At 63.6% G+C, this 15,421-nt stretch carries 13 protein-coding genes and 1 pseudogene; 8 read left to right on the top strand and 6 right to left on the bottom strand.

Annotated features, from left to right (window positions below; all coding sequences use genetic code 11):
* Nucleotides 1–119: 119 nt before the first annotated feature.
* Nucleotides 120–1,091 carry a LysR family transcriptional regulator gene (locus tag A4A58_RS17670; protein ID WP_068734456.1) on the top strand — a complete coding sequence of 324 codons (972 nt, stop codon included), beginning with the start codon at nucleotides 120–122 and terminating at the stop codon, nucleotides 1,089–1,091.
* A gap of 98 nt (nucleotides 1,092–1,189) precedes the next feature.
* Nucleotides 1,190–1,867, top strand: coding sequence for a heme oxygenase (biliverdin-producing) (locus A4A58_RS17665; RefSeq protein WP_068734453.1), 678 nt, complete (start codon nucleotides 1,190–1,192; stop codon nucleotides 1,865–1,867).
* Nucleotides 1,868–1,873: 6 nt separating this feature from the next.
* Here A4A58_RS17665 and hemF read toward each other — a convergent pair whose 3' ends face one another.
* A complete protein-coding gene (gene hemF, locus A4A58_RS17660; protein WP_081421969.1) occupies nucleotides 1,874–2,782 on the bottom strand; it encodes an oxygen-dependent coproporphyrinogen oxidase in 909 nt (302 codons plus the stop codon).
* Nucleotides 2,783–2,957: 175 nt separating this feature from the next.
* Between hemF and hemE the strand changes: the two genes are divergently transcribed.
* Nucleotides 2,958–4,004, top strand: coding sequence for a uroporphyrinogen decarboxylase (hemE, locus tag A4A58_RS17655; RefSeq protein WP_068735310.1), 1,047 nt, complete (start codon nucleotides 2,958–2,960; stop codon nucleotides 4,002–4,004).
* Nucleotides 4,005–4,783: 779 nt separating this feature from the next.
* On the opposite strand, the gene A4A58_RS17650 is transcribed toward hemE, so the two are convergent.
* The 4 genes from A4A58_RS17650 to A4A58_RS17635 all read right to left on the bottom strand — a co-directional run bounded on the left by A4A58_RS17650 (nucleotide 4,784) and on the right by A4A58_RS17635 (nucleotide 8,961).
* Nucleotides 4,784–5,794 carry a L,D-transpeptidase family protein gene (locus tag A4A58_RS17650; RefSeq protein ID WP_068734451.1) on the bottom strand — a complete coding sequence of 337 codons (1,011 nt, stop codon included), beginning with the start codon at nucleotides 5,792–5,794 and terminating at the stop codon, nucleotides 4,784–4,786.
* A 112-nt stretch (nucleotides 5,795–5,906) separates the two neighbouring features.
* Nucleotides 5,907–6,626, bottom strand: coding sequence for a ribonuclease activity regulator RraA (locus A4A58_RS17645; protein WP_068734450.1), 720 nt, complete (start codon nucleotides 6,624–6,626; stop codon nucleotides 5,907–5,909).
* A gap of 12 nt (nucleotides 6,627–6,638) precedes the next feature.
* On the bottom strand, nucleotides 6,639–8,378 hold the full coding sequence (araD, locus tag A4A58_RS17640) for an L-arabinonate dehydratase (RefSeq protein ID WP_068734448.1): 1,740 nt from the start codon (nucleotides 8,376–8,378) through the stop codon (nucleotides 6,639–6,641).
* A 97-nt stretch (nucleotides 8,379–8,475) separates the two neighbouring features.
* A complete protein-coding gene (locus A4A58_RS17635; RefSeq protein ID WP_433993633.1) occupies nucleotides 8,476–8,961 on the bottom strand; it encodes a MarR family winged helix-turn-helix transcriptional regulator in 486 nt (161 codons plus the stop codon).
* Between the two features lie 91 nt (nucleotides 8,962–9,052).
* Between A4A58_RS17635 and A4A58_RS17630 the strand changes: the two genes are divergently transcribed.
* From A4A58_RS17630 to A4A58_RS17605, 5 genes are all read left to right on the top strand, one after another.
* A complete protein-coding gene (locus A4A58_RS17630; protein ID WP_244499795.1) occupies nucleotides 9,053–9,838 on the top strand; it encodes an SDR family NAD(P)-dependent oxidoreductase in 786 nt (261 codons plus the stop codon).
* Between the two features lie 339 nt (nucleotides 9,839–10,177).
* Nucleotides 10,178–11,377 (top strand): ABC transporter substrate-binding protein, encoded by a 1,200-nt coding sequence (locus tag A4A58_RS17620; protein ID WP_068735308.1) that lies wholly within the window; start codon nucleotides 10,178–10,180, stop codon nucleotides 11,375–11,377.
* A gap of 21 nt (nucleotides 11,378–11,398) precedes the next feature.
* Nucleotides 11,399–12,256, top strand: a complete 858-nt coding sequence (locus tag A4A58_RS17615; protein WP_068734444.1) for a branched-chain amino acid ABC transporter permease — start codon at nucleotides 11,399–11,401, stop codon at nucleotides 12,254–12,256.
* Nucleotides 12,256–14,055 (top strand): branched-chain amino acid ABC transporter ATP-binding protein/permease, encoded by a 1,800-nt coding sequence (locus tag A4A58_RS17610; RefSeq protein WP_068734439.1) that lies wholly within the window; start codon nucleotides 12,256–12,258, stop codon nucleotides 14,053–14,055. The genes A4A58_RS17615 and A4A58_RS17610 overlap by 1 nt, the downstream gene beginning before the upstream one ends.
* Nucleotides 14,036–14,779 (top strand): ABC transporter ATP-binding protein, encoded by a 744-nt coding sequence (locus A4A58_RS17605; RefSeq protein ID WP_158005701.1) that lies wholly within the window; start codon nucleotides 14,036–14,038, stop codon nucleotides 14,777–14,779. Before A4A58_RS17610 ends, A4A58_RS17605 begins: the two co-directional genes overlap by 20 nt.
* 96 nt (nucleotides 14,780–14,875) lie before the next feature.
* On the opposite strand, the pseudogene A4A58_RS17600 reads toward A4A58_RS17605, so the two are convergent.
* Nucleotides 14,876–15,421, bottom strand: a pseudogene (locus A4A58_RS17600) (transposase); the annotation flags it as partial.

The raw sequence follows: 15,421 nt of genomic DNA, 5'->3' as shown, positions 1-15,421 counted from the left end.
ATGGCCGCGTCCGGAAGGCCCGGGAATGACAGAAATAGCCCATTTTGCCCACAGATATTGACCGGCCAGGCCAAATAAAGGAACTTTCGTAAAAATTAGGCGGCGAAAGTTTTCCTTATATGACGAAGCGCTTCCGCGACATTTCGATCCGCCAGCTGCGTGCACTGGCCGCCGTCGCCGCCAGCGGCAGCATTACGGCGGCAGCTTTGAAGCTGCGCCTGACACAGCCGGCTGTCACCCTGCAACTGCGCAACCTGCAAGGCCTCGCCGGCCTGCCGCTGATCCAGCGCACTGGCGACGGGATGATTCTGACCGATGCGGGCCGCGAGGTGCTGGCGCTGTCGGAACGGATCGAAGCGGCGATGGCGGCCTGTGCGACATCGCTGGACATGATGGCCGGCAAGACCGGCGGGCGCATCTCCATCGGCGCCGTCAGTACCGCGAAATACTTCGTGCCCTTCGCAATTTCGGCCTTCGCGAAGCTCCATCCCAAGATCGAGATCTTGCTGACGGTCGGCAATCGCGAGGAGACCATCGCAGGTCTGCGCGGCTACGATCTCGATATCGCGATCATGGGTCGACCGCCGGCCGGGATCGACATGGATGTGAACCTGATCGGCGATCATCCGCATGTGATCATCGCGCGAAGCGACCATCGCCTCGCGGGCAAGGCGCGCCTCTCCATGAGCGATCTCGCAAGCGAGACTTTCTTGACACGCGAGCCCGGCTCGGGCACGCGCGGATTGATGGAGCAACTGTTCGAGAGCGCAGGCTTGCGTGCCACGATCGGCATGGAGATGGACAGCAATGAGACCATCAAACAGGCCGTGATGGCCGGGCTCGGCATCGCCTTCATCTCCGCTCATACGGTGGCCACCGAACTGGAGCAGCGGCGACTGGTGATGCTGGATGTGATCGGCCTGCCGATCATCCGGCAATGGTTCGTGCTCAACCGCAAGGACAAGGTGTTGCTGCCACCGGCACAGGCGATGCGCGCATTCCTCGCCGCACAGGGCGCGCAGTTCCTGCCTGCGACGGAAACCGGAAAATCTGCGCCGGTACGCCGCAAGTCCCGCAGCCGCGCGCTGTAGCGACAGGCCTGGCCTCACCTTGTGGCATCCACTGAGGGTGATATGATGTCGTCAGCCCGAGCGCCAACACATCCCTTTATCAGTCATCGGAGAATTCAATGCCTGCTGCCTCGGCAGATAGCACTGCGCCCGTCAGCGTCGTGACCGCCCTTTATCTCGGCACCAAGGTGCTTCACACCGAAGCTGAGCGCTCCGGCATCATCAAGGACATGTTGCGCGGCGACGTCAGCCGCAAGGGCTATGTCCTGCTGCAACGAAATCTGCTGGCGGCCTATCAGGCGCTGGAAGCTGGGCTCGAGAGCCATCGCGACACGCCGGTGCTCGCCGCACTCGCCCGATATCGGCTCGATCGCGCATCGGCCATGCAAGCCGATCTCAATGTGCTGTGCGATGGCGACTTCTCGGCTGTGCCGATGCTGCCCGCCGGCGAAGCCTATGCCAAGCGGATCGCGGATGCCGCCAAGGGCGACGGCGAATTGCTGATTGCCCACGCCTATACGCGCTATCTCGGCGATCTCTCCGGCGGCCAGATTCTCAAGCGCCTGCTCGCCAAGAAGCCCGGCCTCGCGCCGGAGGAATTGTCGTTCTACGACTTCCCGGCCTATGCCGATCTGGCGGTGCTCAAGTCGGACTATCGCAACGCGCTCGACGAGGCCGGCAAGCTCGCCAAGAATCCGCAGGCGATCATCGACGAAGGTTCGGTAGCTTTCCAGCTCAACACCGATCTGTCCTGGGCCGTGCAGGGTGCGATCGAACAGGCGCCGAGCGCAGCCTGATCGACCTTACTTCCAGCTGACCAGCGGCGGCATCGAGCTCAGAATGTTCTCGACGTTGCCGCCGGTCTGCAGGCCGAACATTGTGCCCTTGTCGTAGAGCAGATTGAACTCGACATAGAGGCCGCGCGTTTCGAGCTGCTGCGCACGCTCTTCCTCGGTCCAGGCTTCCTGCATCCGCGCCCGCACGATGCGCGGATAGACATCGAGGAAGGCCGAGCCGACATCACGTGTGAAGGCAAAGTCCTTCTCGAAATCACCCGTGTTGAGCTGATCGTAGAAGATGCCGCCGACGCCGCGCGCCACGCCGCGATGCGGCAGAAAGAAGTAGTCGTCGGCCCAGGCCTTGAACTTCTTGTAATAAGCGGGGTCATGCGCATCGCAGGCGCCGCGCATCGCGTCGTGAAACGTGATCGTATCCGGCGCGTCGACCTTGCGCTGCTCGGGCAGCATCGGCGTCAGATCCGCGCCGCCGCCGAACCAGCCCACCGCCGTCGACAGGAACCGCGTGTTCATATGCACGGTCGGCACGCGCGGACTGCGCGGATGCATGATCAGGCTGATGCTGCTGGACACGTAATCGAGCTGCGATCCGCCGCCCGGCAGTTGCCGCGCCATCTCCGGCGACAGCTTGCCGTTCGCGCTTGAGGTGTGGATGCCGATCTTCTCGAACAGGCGACCGCCCGAGAGGAAGCCGCCGACGCCGCCACCGGTGCCCGTCGCGCGGGTCCAGGGCTTGTAGGTGAACGTGGCCGGTACGCCCGGAAACAGCGCCTGCGGCGCCTCGCGCTCCAGCGCCTCGATCTCAGCGCAGATGCGGTCACGGAGGGATTCGAACCAGACCTTGGCGCAGGTGCGGTTCTGTTCGATTTCTGGACTGACGATCGGGGTCATGATGTTCATGGTCTTTTCGCTCATGATGTTCGTACAGTCTATATGCCGCTTGCGGCGCGATGGCACCTTGAGATGCGTCAAAAGCGTGAGGCGATCACCCGCTTTTGCGAAATTGCCGCGCCTCGCCAAGAGCGCAGCGGCGGTGTATCAGAGGCGGCAAAATCATGCCTTTCGGCACCAGTTTCCGGAACCCAAGCATTTGACCCAGTCCGCGCCCCGCAAGCCGTTCCTCGATGTCCTCGCCGGCCAGCGCCAGGCGGTGCCGCCGCTCTGGATGATGCGACAGGCCGGACGCTATCTGCCCGAATATCGCGAGGTCCGCGCGCAGGCCGGTGGTTTCCTCGATCTGTGCTTCAATCCGGATTTCGCCACCGAAGTGACGCTACAGCCAATCCGGCGTTTCGGCTTCGATGCCGCGATCATCTTCTCGGATATTCTGGTGATCCCCTATGCGCTCCGCCGCTCGGTCCGCTTCGAAGTCGGCGAAGGTCCGCGGCTCGATCCATTGGACACGCCGGAAAAGGTCGAGACACTCTCGCCCGAGGCAGACTTCACCAAGCTCGAACCGGTGTTCGAAGCGCTGCGCCGCGTGCGCGCGCAGCTCGATCCGAAGATTACGCTCATCGGTTTCTGCGGCGCGCCATGGACCGTTGCGACTTACATGGTCGCCGGCAAGGGCACGCCGGATCAGGCGCCGGCGCGGATGATGGCCTATCGGCATCCGGAGGCCTTCGCAAAAATCATCGACACCATCGTCGAGAACTCGATCACCTATCTGCTCCATCAGTTGAAGGCCGGCGCCGATGTGCTGCAGATCTTCGATACCTGGGCCGGCATACTGCCTGCGGCGGAATTCCAGCGCTGGTCGGTGGAGCCGACCAAGCGCATCATCGCTGGCGTGCGCGCGAAGGTTCCGAATGTAAAGATCATCGGCTTCCCCCGCGGCGCGGGCGCCCTGTTGCCAAGTTATGTCGGCGCCACCGGTGTCGATGCCGTGAGTATCGACTGGGCCGCCGAGCCGTCCTTCGTGCGCGAGCGAGTGCAGAGCCACGTCGCCGTGCAGGGCAATCTCGATCCGCTGGTGCTGATCGCCGGCGGCGCTGCGCTCGATCGCGCAGTCGATGACGTACTGGCGAATTATGCCAGCGGACGCTTCATCTTCAATCTCGGCCACGGCATCCAGCCGGAAACGCCAATCGCCCATGTGGAGCAGATGGTGAAGCGGGTGCGGGCGTATCGCGGATAACAGCACGCACAGATCGTCGGATGTGAATTTCAAACAGCCACTGCTCTTCAGACATGCGTCATCACCCCCATTGTTTGCGGCGCGGGGGCGCCGTCGTCTGTTGCATTCCCGCCCCCTGTGAGAGGGCGTGCGGAACGCCAGGTGCCCGTTGCACCCTTGGGCCTGATGCGAATGCGGTCTTCCGCAAGGATAATCCATCAGGACTTTCGGAAGCACGAGCGATTGCCCAGCGTTCCGCCTGCGGTGTTTTTTTCGGTTGCTTGCACTTTGCCTCGACGAACGCTCCGATCGCGAATTAAAGTCCCAAGGCGATGGGAAGGGAGCCTCAAGCGAATAGGCCGGACACGTTTTGACTTGGTCGTCCGTCACACTGTCCAGAGAGTCTTTCCATCCCAAACTCGGCCGTCTCCTTGCCAGTGGCAGTGCTGGCGCAGATCCGTCCTGCCCGAAGACAGACGTCACCCCCAAACCGCGTAACGCCGCATCTCCGGCGTCCACCGCATCCCACCCCGCGAACGTGACGATCGCGATCGCCCCTCTCGGTGGGGCAGGACGAATGGGAATATAAACCAGACGGGGATGTTGTCAACGGGAGATAGGAAAAAATGTTCGGGTCCCCCACACTGTCATTCCGGGGCGCAGGAGACGCCGAAGGCGGCGTATCGCGAACCCGGAATCCCAGCATGTTCAGCGGAAAACACTCCGGGATTCCGGGTTCGCGCGCGGCTGGCGCCGCCCACGCCCCGGAATGACGAGGAGGACGCGCAATACCGCGCGCACTACTTCGCCGCCTGCTTGCCGTCGACGAAACTGACCTCCACGCCCTTCTTCACGGACGCACCGAGGCGTTCCACGTCCCAGTTGGTGAGACGCACGCAGCCATGGGAATCGCTCTTGCTGACGCGGGAGGGATCCGACGTGCCGTGGATGCCATAACTCTTCTCCGACAGGCCGATCCACATGGCACCGACGGGATTGTTGGGGCCGCCATTGATGGTGAAGGGCTTCGACGATTCCACGCCCTTGAACTTGTATTTCGGATCGTAACGATAGACCGGGTTGGTGTGAACCGACGTCACTTTCAGTGCACCCGATGGCGTCGGCTTCTCCTCGCTGCCGACGCTGGCAGGATAGAAGGCGAGCAACGCGCCGTCCTTGGCGAAGGCCTTCACGGTCTGCCGGACCTTGTCGACCTCAAGGCGGCTGACCCTGTCGGGCTTGCGATCCGAGAGCTTGACGATGGTGATGGTGTCGCCAGCCTTGTCGAACTTCGCTTTGGGATTGAGCGTCTCGAGCAGATCCTGGCTCATATGGAAGCGTTCGGCGAGGGCTTCGCGGGCGCTGGTGTAGTCCAGCTTCTTCAGCGATTTCATCTCTTCCATCTTGACCGGAAGCTTGTCGAGGAATGGGCCCTTCACGTCCTTCTCGGTCAGCACATAGTCGGTCATGACCGGGTCCGATGATCCCGCCTGCAGCTTCGCCCAGATCTCCGGCGTCAGCGCCTTGCCGGACGGCAGGCTGTTGGCTTCCGCGAAAGCCAGCAGTGCCTTCTCCACATTGTCGCCAAACATCCCGTCGATCTCGCCCGGCGAGAAATGCGCGCGGTCGAGCAGCACCTGTAGCTTCACCGCCAGCGGGCTGAGCTTCTCGTCGGGCGGCAGCTTGCCGGTGAAATTGGCGGCGTTGATCGTCTCGGCATTGAAAGCCCTGGACGGCTTGTCGGAATCCTTGGCGAGGGCTGCGCCCTGCGCCAGCAGCGACAGTCCGATCGCGACGATGAGGCTGCGCATAGCGTCTCTTTCCGGCTGAGTGATGGATGATGCGCACCGGCGCATCTCTCCAAGACAAAGCCAAGAACCGCCTCTGGTTCCATCCTGACGCGATGCACGCCGTGATCGCGCCCTACCGCCCCTTCTCTTTCCGCCACGCTGCGAAATCCACCAGCGTCTGCTCATCGGTCGCCGGATAGAGCCCGAAGATGCCCTTCCCCTTCTGGACCTGCTCGGTGACAAAATCCTCGAAGGCCGTCATCTCGAAGGCTTCATTGGCGATCTCGTCGGCAAGATGCGCAGGGATGACGATGACGCCGTCGCTGTCGCCAAGGATCACATCACCTGGAAACACCGGCGCATCGCCGCAGCCGATCGGGCCGTTGATCTCGATGGCCTGATGCAGCGTCAGGTTGGTCGGGGCGCTCGGACGATGGTGATAGGCGGGGAAGCGGAGTTTGGCGATCTCCGCAGAATCGCGGAAGCCGCCATCGGTGATCACACCGGCAACGCCGCGCTGCGCCAGTCGGTTGATCAGGATCGCGCCGGCGGAGGCCGCACGCGCATCCTTGCGGCTGTCCATCACGAGCACGGCACCGGGCGGGCAATCCTCGACCGCCTTGCGCTGGGGATGCGAACGGTCCCTGAACACATCGAGCTTGTTGAGATCCTCGCGCGCCGGCATGTAGCGCAGCGTGAAGGCCTCGCCCACCAGTGTCGGCTGGTCCGGGCCGAGCGGATGGACATCCTGGATGCACTGATTGCGGAAGCCGCGCTTGTAGAGCGCGGTGGCCACCGTGGCGGTCGAGATGGTCTTGAGTTTGGCGCGGGTCGCGTCGCTGAGCTTGGTCATGGGATCACTCACTCAATAAATCACAGGTTCTTTGACCGGCGCGCCGAAGTCGGTGCGCAGGAAGTCGAAGTCGCAGCCTTCATTGGCCTGCTGGATATGTTTGGTGAACATCCAGCCATAGCCGCGTTCGTAATTGCGCTCCGGGGCTTTCCAGGCGGCGCGGCGCTTCTCCATCTCCGCATCGGAGATGTCGAGATTGATGGTGCGCGCATCGACATCGAGAGTGATCATGTCGCCATTCTCGACCAGCGCCAGCGGACCGCCGATGAAGGATTCCGGCGCAACATGCAGGATGCAGGCGCCGTAGCTGGTGCCGCTCATGCGCGCATCCGACAGGCGGACCATGTCGCGTACGCCCTGCTTCACCAGCTTTTTCGGGATCGGCAGCATGCCCCATTCCGGCATGCCCGGCCCGCCCTGCGGACCCGCATTGCGCAGGATCAGTACGTGATCGGCCGTGACATCGAGGCTCTCGTCATCGATCGCCTTCTTCATGCTGGGATAGTCGTCGAATACCATCGCCGGGCCGGTATGCTTGAGGAAGCGCGGCTCGCAGGCTGACGGCTTGATGACGCAGCCATCGGGCGCGAGGTTGCCCTTCAGCACCGCGAGCGCGCCCTCGGCGTAGATGGGATCTTTGACGGTTCGGATGACGTCGTCATTATAGACTTCGGCGCCGGCGATGTTCTCGCCGAGCGTCTTGCCGGTGACCGTCATCACATCGAGATGCAGATGTTCCTTGATGCGGCTCATCAGTCCCGGCAGACCGCCGGCATAGAAGAAGTCCTCCATCAGATAGGTGTCGCCGGACGGGCGCACATTCGCGATCACGGGCACCTTGCGGCTGGCGATCTCGAAATCGTCGAGGCCGATATCCTGCCCGGCGCGGCGCGCCTGCGCGATCAGATGGATGATCGCATTGGTCGAACAGCCCATCGCCATCGCCACGGTGATGGCGTTCTCGAAGGCCTTGCGCGTCTGGATCTTCTGCGGCGTCAGATCTTCCCACACCATCTCCACGATGCGGCGACCGCATTCACTGGCCATGCGGATGTGGCCGGCGTCCGCGGCGGGGATCGACGAGGCACCGGGCAGCGTCATGCCGATGGATTCCGCGATCGCCGTCATGGTCGACGCCGTGCCCATGGTCATGCAGGTGCCGTAGCTGCGGGCGATGCCGCCTTCGACCTCGACCCATTCCTTGTCGGAGATTTTGCCGGCGCGGCGCTCGTCCCAGTATTTCCAGGCATCGGAGCCGGAGCCCAGCGTCTTGCCCTTCCAGTTACCGCGCAGCATTGGGCCTGCGGGCAGATAGATCGCGGGATAGCCCGCGCTGGTGGCGCCGAGCAGAAGCCCCGGTGTGGTCTTGTCGCAGCCGCCCATCAGCACCACGCCATCGACGGGATGGCCGCGCAACAATTCCTCGGCATCCATCGCCAGCATGTTGCGATAGAGCATGGTAGTCGGCTTCAGAAAGCTCTCCGACAGCGAAAGCGCCGGCAACTCCATCGGGAAGCCGCCAGCCATCAGGATGCCGCGTTTGACGTCATCGACGCGGGTCTTGAAATGCATGTGGCACGGCTGCGCTTCCGACCAGGTGTTGAGGATCGCAATGACCGGGCGCCCCTGCCACTCCACCGGCGCATAGCCCTGCTGCATCGCGCGCGAGCGATGGCCGAAGGCACGCAGGTCGTCCGGCGCGAACCAGCGTGCGCTGCGGAGTTGATCGGGGGTCTTCTTGTGGCCCGGCATAATTCCATCCCTGTTTCTTTTTGCTTTGGCACAACTTACTTTTGCACGATGCGAACCAGTCAAGCCGGTCGAGTGTGCCGGATTCGACTGTAGCGGTTCAAGACCGCCTGGCCAATGTCCGGTCCGGCGTCTGTGCATCTGCCAGCCGATGCGCTTCCAGTGCCTCGGCATAAAGTGCGAGACCTTCGGCCACCTTCTGACGCTGGGCCGGAGCCAGTCGCTGCAAGGCATTGGTGACCTGCCGTTGCCCATAGGCCTCGATCGCCTCGCGGGTGCGACGCCCCTTGGCCGTGAGCAGCAGCCGCTTGACGCGGCCGTCGCCGGCACTGGCGGCTTCCTTCAGCTCGCCGGCGTCGATCAGCTTGCGGATCATCCGGCTGACGCTGGATTTCTCCAGCCCAAGAAACGCGGATAATTCGACCGCGGTCATCGCCTCGCGCGCGCCGATCTCCAGCAGCGTATGCACCGCCGATGGCGGATAGTCGGTCGCTGCAACCGTTGCCTGCATGAAACCGAGCTCGCGCACCATCAGACGCGACGCGGCGCGGATGTGATCAATCAAATCGGCGTCAATATCAGACAATCGCAGGCTCCTTGACGATAGTTGCATGATACAACTATATTGCTGGCGACGAATAACGACCGTGTTAGCACGATCCGTGCAAGGAATGATTATGACAACCAGCGCTGCCCAGTTCCGCCCCCGCGACCGCATGGCCGGACACATCTGCCTCGTGACCGGCGGCGGCACCGGCATCGGGCGGGCGGCTGCGCTGCTGATGGCGCAGGAAGGCGCAGCTGCGGTGGTGATCGCAGGCCGTCGCGAGGCCGAGGGACAGGCTGCCGCCGACGACTGCGGCCGGTTCGGCACCAAGACGCTGTTCGTGCGCACCGATGTGACCGAGGAGGCCGAGGTCGCCAGCCTGGTGCAGGCTGTGATGTCCCGTTTTGGGCGGCTCGATGTGGCCTTCAACAATGCCGGTTATCAGGAACGGCGCGCGCCGGTCGAGCAGCAGACCAGCGCGGTCTATGACACCGTGTTCGATGCCAATGTCCGCTCGGTGTTTCTCGGCCTGAAGCATCAGATCCAGGCCATGGAACTGAATGGCGGCGGCCGCATCGTCATCAATGCTTCGGTGAGCGGCATCCGCAATCCCAATCCCGGCCTTGCGCTGTATTCCGCATCGAAAGCGGCGGTGATCTCACTGATGCGCTCGGCGGCGATGGAATGCGGGCCGCGCGGCATCCGCATCAACGCAGTGGCACCGGGCCGCGTCGTCACCGACATGATGCTGGCCTCGGGGATCGCCGACATGTCGGCCGTCGCAGCAGGCCTGCCGATCCGGCGTATGGGCCAACCGCACGAAGTCGCCGAAGCCGTGGTGTGGCTCGCATCCGACGATGCCGGCTACATCGTCGGCCATGTGCTATCAGCAGATGGCGGCTTCAGCGCAACCTGACGACGGCCACATATCGTTGCGTTGCAACAGACAAGCAGGACTGCAGAGCAGCACCGTGCGACGTGCAACGGCCAGGCCCTTGGCAACGCCCCTGCCATCGTCAAAGATCACAAGCCGATTGCCAAAGCCACCGCGACAGGTCAGCCTGAGGCGATGGAGATGGATCTGCGCATCGCGCTCTGCCACCGCGCGACATCGACGCATGTCATGACGATCCGGAGTATCTGACCAACCAACGACATCACACACATACATAATCCGGCAGTGACCGGGCGGACGAAACGGATGCCTGCATCAATGACAGGCACCGCAAAGGGAAAACACAGGGAGGAAGTCAAGATGAGCATTTCTCGTCGTGGTATTCTGTTGGGCGGCGCCGGCGCACTCGGCGCAGCAAGTTTTCCACTCGCACGTCCCGCCATTGCGCAATCGTCCGAACCGATCAAGATCGGCTGGCTCGCGGCCATGACCGGACCGAGTTCGGCGCCGACCGTCGGCTTCAACCGCGGCGTCACATTTGCCACGGAAGCCATCAATGCCGCTGGCGGCGTCAAAGGCCGCAAGATCGAGATCATCACGCGGGATACGCAGGGCGATCCGACCAAGGCTGTCAACGCCACCCAGGAACTGATCAGCCAGGCCAAGGTCCATGCGATCTGGGGGCCGGTGAATTCCGGCGAAGCACTGGCCACCACGCCACTGATGGCGCGCGCCAAGATGCCCGATCTGCATCCCTGCGTCGTCGACACGCTGATCGACCCCGCGAAATTCCCCGCCGCGTTTCGGATCGCGCCATCCAACGGCCAGTGGGACGATGCGGTGCGCAACTATTGTCTCAAAGTACTGAAAGTCAGCAAGATCGCTGTGATCGGCGACACCACGGGCTACGGCGTCACCGCCGTGAAAGCCTCCGTCGAGGCCTTCAAGAAAGACGGCGCCGATGTGGTCTACAGCGCCAATATCGACGCGACCCAGCCCGACATGACGCCGGACATGCTGCGCGCCAAGAATGCCGCTGCGCAGGTCATCGTGGTATGGAGCGTTTCCACCGGCATGGAAGCGCGCATGTTCAACACCCGCGCGTCGATGAACTGGGACGTTCCCTTTGTCGGCCATCCGTCGCTGGCGTCCGGCGAACTCGCCGGCCTGGTCGAGAAACCCGCCAACTGGGAGAAGGTCTACGCCATCGGCTACAAGAGCTGCAGTTACGATTCAGCCGGAAAACTGCCGCCGAAGAGTCAGGATCTCGTCGATCGCCTGAACAAGGCCAAGGTGCCGCTCAACGACACGCTGCTGTGGTGGATCGCCGGCGGTATCGACGCGGTCGAACTGATCGCCAAGGCCGTCGAGGCCAGCGGATCGACCGACAGCGAGGGCATCGTCAAATACTGGAACTCGCTGACCAAATATCCCGGCTATTTCGGCAACTATTCGTTTTCACCCACACAGCACAACGGCTATCCGACCGACGAGATCGTGATGTCGGAAGCGCGTTCCGCCAAGAACGGCACCTTCGCCCTCGCCCCCGGCTACTCATAAGCCGGCGCGAGGACGACACACATGCTCGGCTCGATCATAGCTTCAGGCCTCGCGGCGGGCGCGATCTATGCGCTCGTCGGAATCACCTACAATACGATGTTCTCGACCTCGCGGGTGATGAGCTTCACCGCCGGACAGCTCGCGATGCTCGGCGGGGTGTTCGGCTCGCTGTTCATGCTCAAAATGGGGATGCCGACGCTGGTCGGCTTCGCCCTCACTTTGATCGCCTGCGCCATCATCGGCGTCATCACCGAATTCGTCGCGGTGCGGCCGGTGCTCAAAAGCCTCGAGCAGCATCTTTACGTGCTGTCGACACTCGCGCTGGCGCTGATGATCCAGCAGGTCACCGCAATCAAATGGGGTACCGAGCCGCAGCCGTTCCCGCGTATCGTCGGCCTCGGCACCGGCGTGTGGGACGAGAAATTCTGGCTGCCGGTGGTGGCCTGCGGCCTCACCATACTCGGCCTCGAATATCTCTATCGCCGCACATTGGTCGGCCACGCCTTCATGGCGATTGCCGAGGACAATTTCGCCGCGCGCGCGCTCGGCCTGCCCGAGCGTAACCTGCGCGTGGCGAGCTATGCCCTCGCCGGCGTGATCGGCGGCGTGGCGGGCTTCGCCGGCGGCGAACTGATGCTGGCCTTCTTCGCCAATGGCGCACTGCTGAATTTCTACGGCTTCGTGCCGGTGGCGCTTGGCGGCCTCGGCAACAATCGCGGCGCGCTGATCGGCGGGCTGGCGCTCGGGCTGTTCCAGCAGGCTGCGAATTTCCTGGTCGGCGGCATCTTCTCGTCGGTCGCGGTGTTCGCGATCTTCATCATCGTGTTGCTGGCAGCGCCCTCGGGCCTGTTCGGCTCTGCAACGGCGCGGAGGGTGTGATGACCGCAATCGCCGATATCCCGACATCGCGCGAGACCACGACCAGACACTCCGTATTGCCGGCACTGCTGCCGTTTCTCGGCGTGTTCGTGCTGGCGATGATCCTGCCTTTCGTCAGCAATGATTACTGGGCACTGATCGGCACGCGTGCCGCGATCTACTGGGTGCTGGTGGCCGGGCTCAATCTCGTCGTCGGCTTTGCCGGCCATCTCGCCATCGGCTATGTGGCGCTGCTGACGCTGGGTGCCTACACGACCAGCGTGCTCGCAGCCGGCAATGTGCTGCCGCCCGTCCCGATCTACGGCGCGCTGATCATAGCAAGCTGCGTCGGCGCGGTGTTCGGCGTCATTGTCGGCCTGCCCGCGATGCGGCTGCGTACCTTCTATTTCGCCATGACCACGCTCGGCTTCGCCACCATCGTGACGCAGATCGCACTGGCCTGGCAGAGCGTCACCGGCGGCGGCATAGGCATCGTCGGGCCGGAATTCTCGGCACCGTTCAATACTCCATGGGGGTTCTATTATCTGTGCATCGGCTTTGCAGCGGTGGCGACCTGGCTCAGCGCCAATATCGCCTATAGCCGGTTCGGCCGCGCGCTGATTGCGATCCGCGACGCGGATGTCGCCGCGGAAGCCACCGGCATTTCCAAGCCGAAGCTGCTGGTGTCGATCTTCCTGCTCGCCGGCGCCATGGCGGCCTTTGCCGGCGGGCTGTTCGCCAGCCTGCAGACCTACATCACGCCGGACGCCTTCACCTTCGATCTCTCAGTGTTGTTCTTCATCGCCATCCTGATCGGCGGCCGCGGCTCGATCTTGGGCCCGATGCTCGGCACCATCATTCTCACCATCCTGCCGGAGATCGCGGCACCTCTGGCCGCGTGGTCGACCTTCCTCTATGCGGTGCTGCTGTTGCTGATCGTGCTGGTGATGCCCGGCGGCATCGCGGCGCTGCTGGACTTCAAGAGCCGCCGCCCGCTCGCCAGCAACCGCGCCATCGTGCCGCGCATCGCGGGACTCTCCGAGGTGTTGCGCAAGACGGCAACTACCAAGACGCTCACCCTGCGCGAAGTCGTCCTCACCTTCGGCAATGTCCGTGCCATCGACGGCCTCGATCTCGACGTGAAACCCGGCCAGATCCACGGCCTGATCGGGCCCAACGGATCCGGTAAGACCACGACGCTGAATGTGATCTCCGGCTATTACGCCGCCAAGGGCGGCACCATCACGCTCGGCGATGACGCGCTGCCGCCCGGCATGCCGGAACTGCGCGCCGGCAAAGGCATCGCCCGCACCTTCCAGACGCCCCGCGTGATCGGCGAAGCCTCGGTGCTTGAGAATGTGATGGTCGGCGGCACCATCGAGGGCGAAGCGACATTTGCCGAGGCGCTGCTGTCGCTGCCGCGGCATCATCGCGACGAACGCAAGCTCACCGCACAGGCGCGCGCCATGCTCGGCGTCGTCGGGCTGGAGGCGCTGGCGGATGTCCGCGCCGATCGCCTGCAGCACAGCGAATTGCGTTTTATCGAGATCGCCCGCGCGCTAATGTTGCAGCCGGACTTCCTGCTGCTGGACGAACCTGCCGCAGGCCTCTCCAGCGACGAGATCACGCGGCTCGGCGCGCTGATCAAGGCGATCAGCCGCCGCGGCACCGGCGTGCTGCTGGTGGAACATCACGCCGACCTGATCTTCGACATCTGCGATCAGGTCACTGTGTTGAACCTCGGCAAGATCCTCGCCGCCGGCACGCCGGCCGAAATCCGCGTTCACAAGGAGGTTGTCAGTGCTTACCTCGGAGGCTGAACCGCTGCTCAGGGTCACCGCGCTGGAATCCGGCTACGGCAAGATCCGCGTGCTCCATGGCATCGACCTGCATATCGCCGCCGGCGAAGTGGTCACTTTGCTCGGCCCCAACGGCGCCGGCAAATCCACGTTGCTGCGCGCGATCTCCGGCCTGTTGCCGGTCAATGCCGCGAGCGTTCGCTTCGACGGCCGCGACATCAGCAACGGCACGCCGCGCGAGGCGGCGCGTGCCGGGCTCGTCCATGTGATCGAGGGCCACCGTGTGTTCACGCAGCAGACCGTGACGGAAAACCTGCTGCTCGCGGCCTACGACCTGCCGCGCGGCGAGCGCCACGCGCGCGTCGACGAGGCGCTGTCGTTCTTTCCGGAGATCGCGCAGAAACGCCATGAGCGCGGAGCGTCACTCTCGGGCGGACAACAACAGATGCTGGTGGTGGCACAGGGCCTCGTGCGGCGCCCGCGGCTGCTGATGCTGGACGAGCCTTCTGCGGGCCTCTCGCCGGTGCTGGTCGATCGCGTGCTGACGGTGATCGCGCAACTGCAGAAGCAAGGCACTGCGGTGCTGCTGGTGGAGCAATTGGTGGAGAAAGCGCTGGCTGCTGCCAACCGCGTCTATGCGCTGTCGCAGGGGCGCATCGTGCTGGAAGCGACCACGTCGGAAGCGAACCTGCCGCAGCGACTGGAGCGGGCTTATTTCGGGCATGAGGACGCGGCGGCGGTGTAGCTCGGCGCGGCGCTGTCCTGCTGCGTTGCCCCAAACTCGTCATTCCGGGGCGCGGGCGCATCTTCGCGCACGCGAACCCGGCGACTGTCTTGTGTGTCAATGAGGCTGGGTCTCTCCGTCATAGTGTTTGTTGGCTTTGACGAGCGCGTTGGCGGTGATGAGGAGCTTTCGGGCAACGGCGATGAGTGCGACCTTGGCAGGCTTTCCCTGCAACCGCAGGGCCTGATAGGCCTGTTTCATCTGCGGATGATGGCGGCAGGCAACGAGAGCTGCCATGTACAGCGCGGCGCGAACGCAGGGCCGACCGCCGGCAATCATCGCCCGCGGTGGCGCATTGCCGGACTGGCTGACATGCGGCGCCAGCCCTGCAAGGCTTGCAATGGCCCTGCGGTCGATGCTGCCGATCTCGGACAGATCGGTCATCAGGATGGTGGCAATGCGCTCGCCGATCCCCGGGATCGAGGTCAGGATTCCGAAATTCGTTGCCAACCGGGCATCGTCGGCGATGCGGCGCGCAGCTCCGCCTCGATCTGCCGGCATTGCTCGGTGAGGCCCGCGATGGCGGCACGATGGCTGGCGAGCAGCAGCGGCTCGTCGGTCTGCTTGAGCCGGGTCTTCTCCATGGCGATCATCTCGGTGAGC

This window comes from Tardiphaga robiniae, assembly GCF_001618955.1.
In the GTDB taxonomy this organism is placed as follows: Bacteria; Pseudomonadota; Alphaproteobacteria; order Rhizobiales; family Xanthobacteraceae; genus Tardiphaga; species Tardiphaga robiniae_A.
The sequence above is the reverse complement of the archived record's forward strand: the minus strand, read 5'-3'. Positions and strand labels throughout refer to the sequence as shown.

Bases quoted from the DNA above. Each gene is read 5' to 3' on its own strand.
- A4A58_RS17670 (WP_068734456.1), top strand. From the start codon at position 120: ATGACGAAGCGCTTCCGCGACATTTCGATCCGCCAGCTGCGTGCACTG.
- A4A58_RS17665 (WP_068734453.1), top strand. From the start codon at position 1,190: ATGCCTGCTGCCTCGGCAGATAGCACTGCGCCCGTCAGCGTCGTGACC.
- hemF (WP_081421969.1), bottom strand. From the start codon at position 2,782: ATGAGCGAAAAGACCATGAACATCATGACCCCGATCGTCAGTCCAGAA.
- A4A58_RS17650 (WP_068734451.1), bottom strand. From the start codon at position 5,794: ATGCGCAGCCTCATCGTCGCGATCGGACTGTCGCTGCTGGCGCAGGGC.
- A4A58_RS17645 (WP_068734450.1), bottom strand. From the start codon at position 6,626: ATGACCAAGCTCAGCGACGCGACCCGCGCCAAACTCAAGACCATCTCG.
- araD (WP_068734448.1), bottom strand. From the start codon at position 8,378: ATGCCGGGCCACAAGAAGACCCCCGATCAACTCCGCAGCGCACGCTGG.
- A4A58_RS17630 (WP_244499795.1), top strand. From the start codon at position 9,053: ATGACAACCAGCGCTGCCCAGTTCCGCCCCCGCGACCGCATGGCCGGA.
- A4A58_RS17620 (WP_068735308.1), top strand. From the start codon at position 10,178: ATGAGCATTTCTCGTCGTGGTATTCTGTTGGGCGGCGCCGGCGCACTC.
- A4A58_RS17615 (WP_068734444.1), top strand. From the start codon at position 11,399: ATGCTCGGCTCGATCATAGCTTCAGGCCTCGCGGCGGGCGCGATCTAT.
- A4A58_RS17610 (WP_068734439.1), top strand. From the start codon at position 12,256: ATGACCGCAATCGCCGATATCCCGACATCGCGCGAGACCACGACCAGA.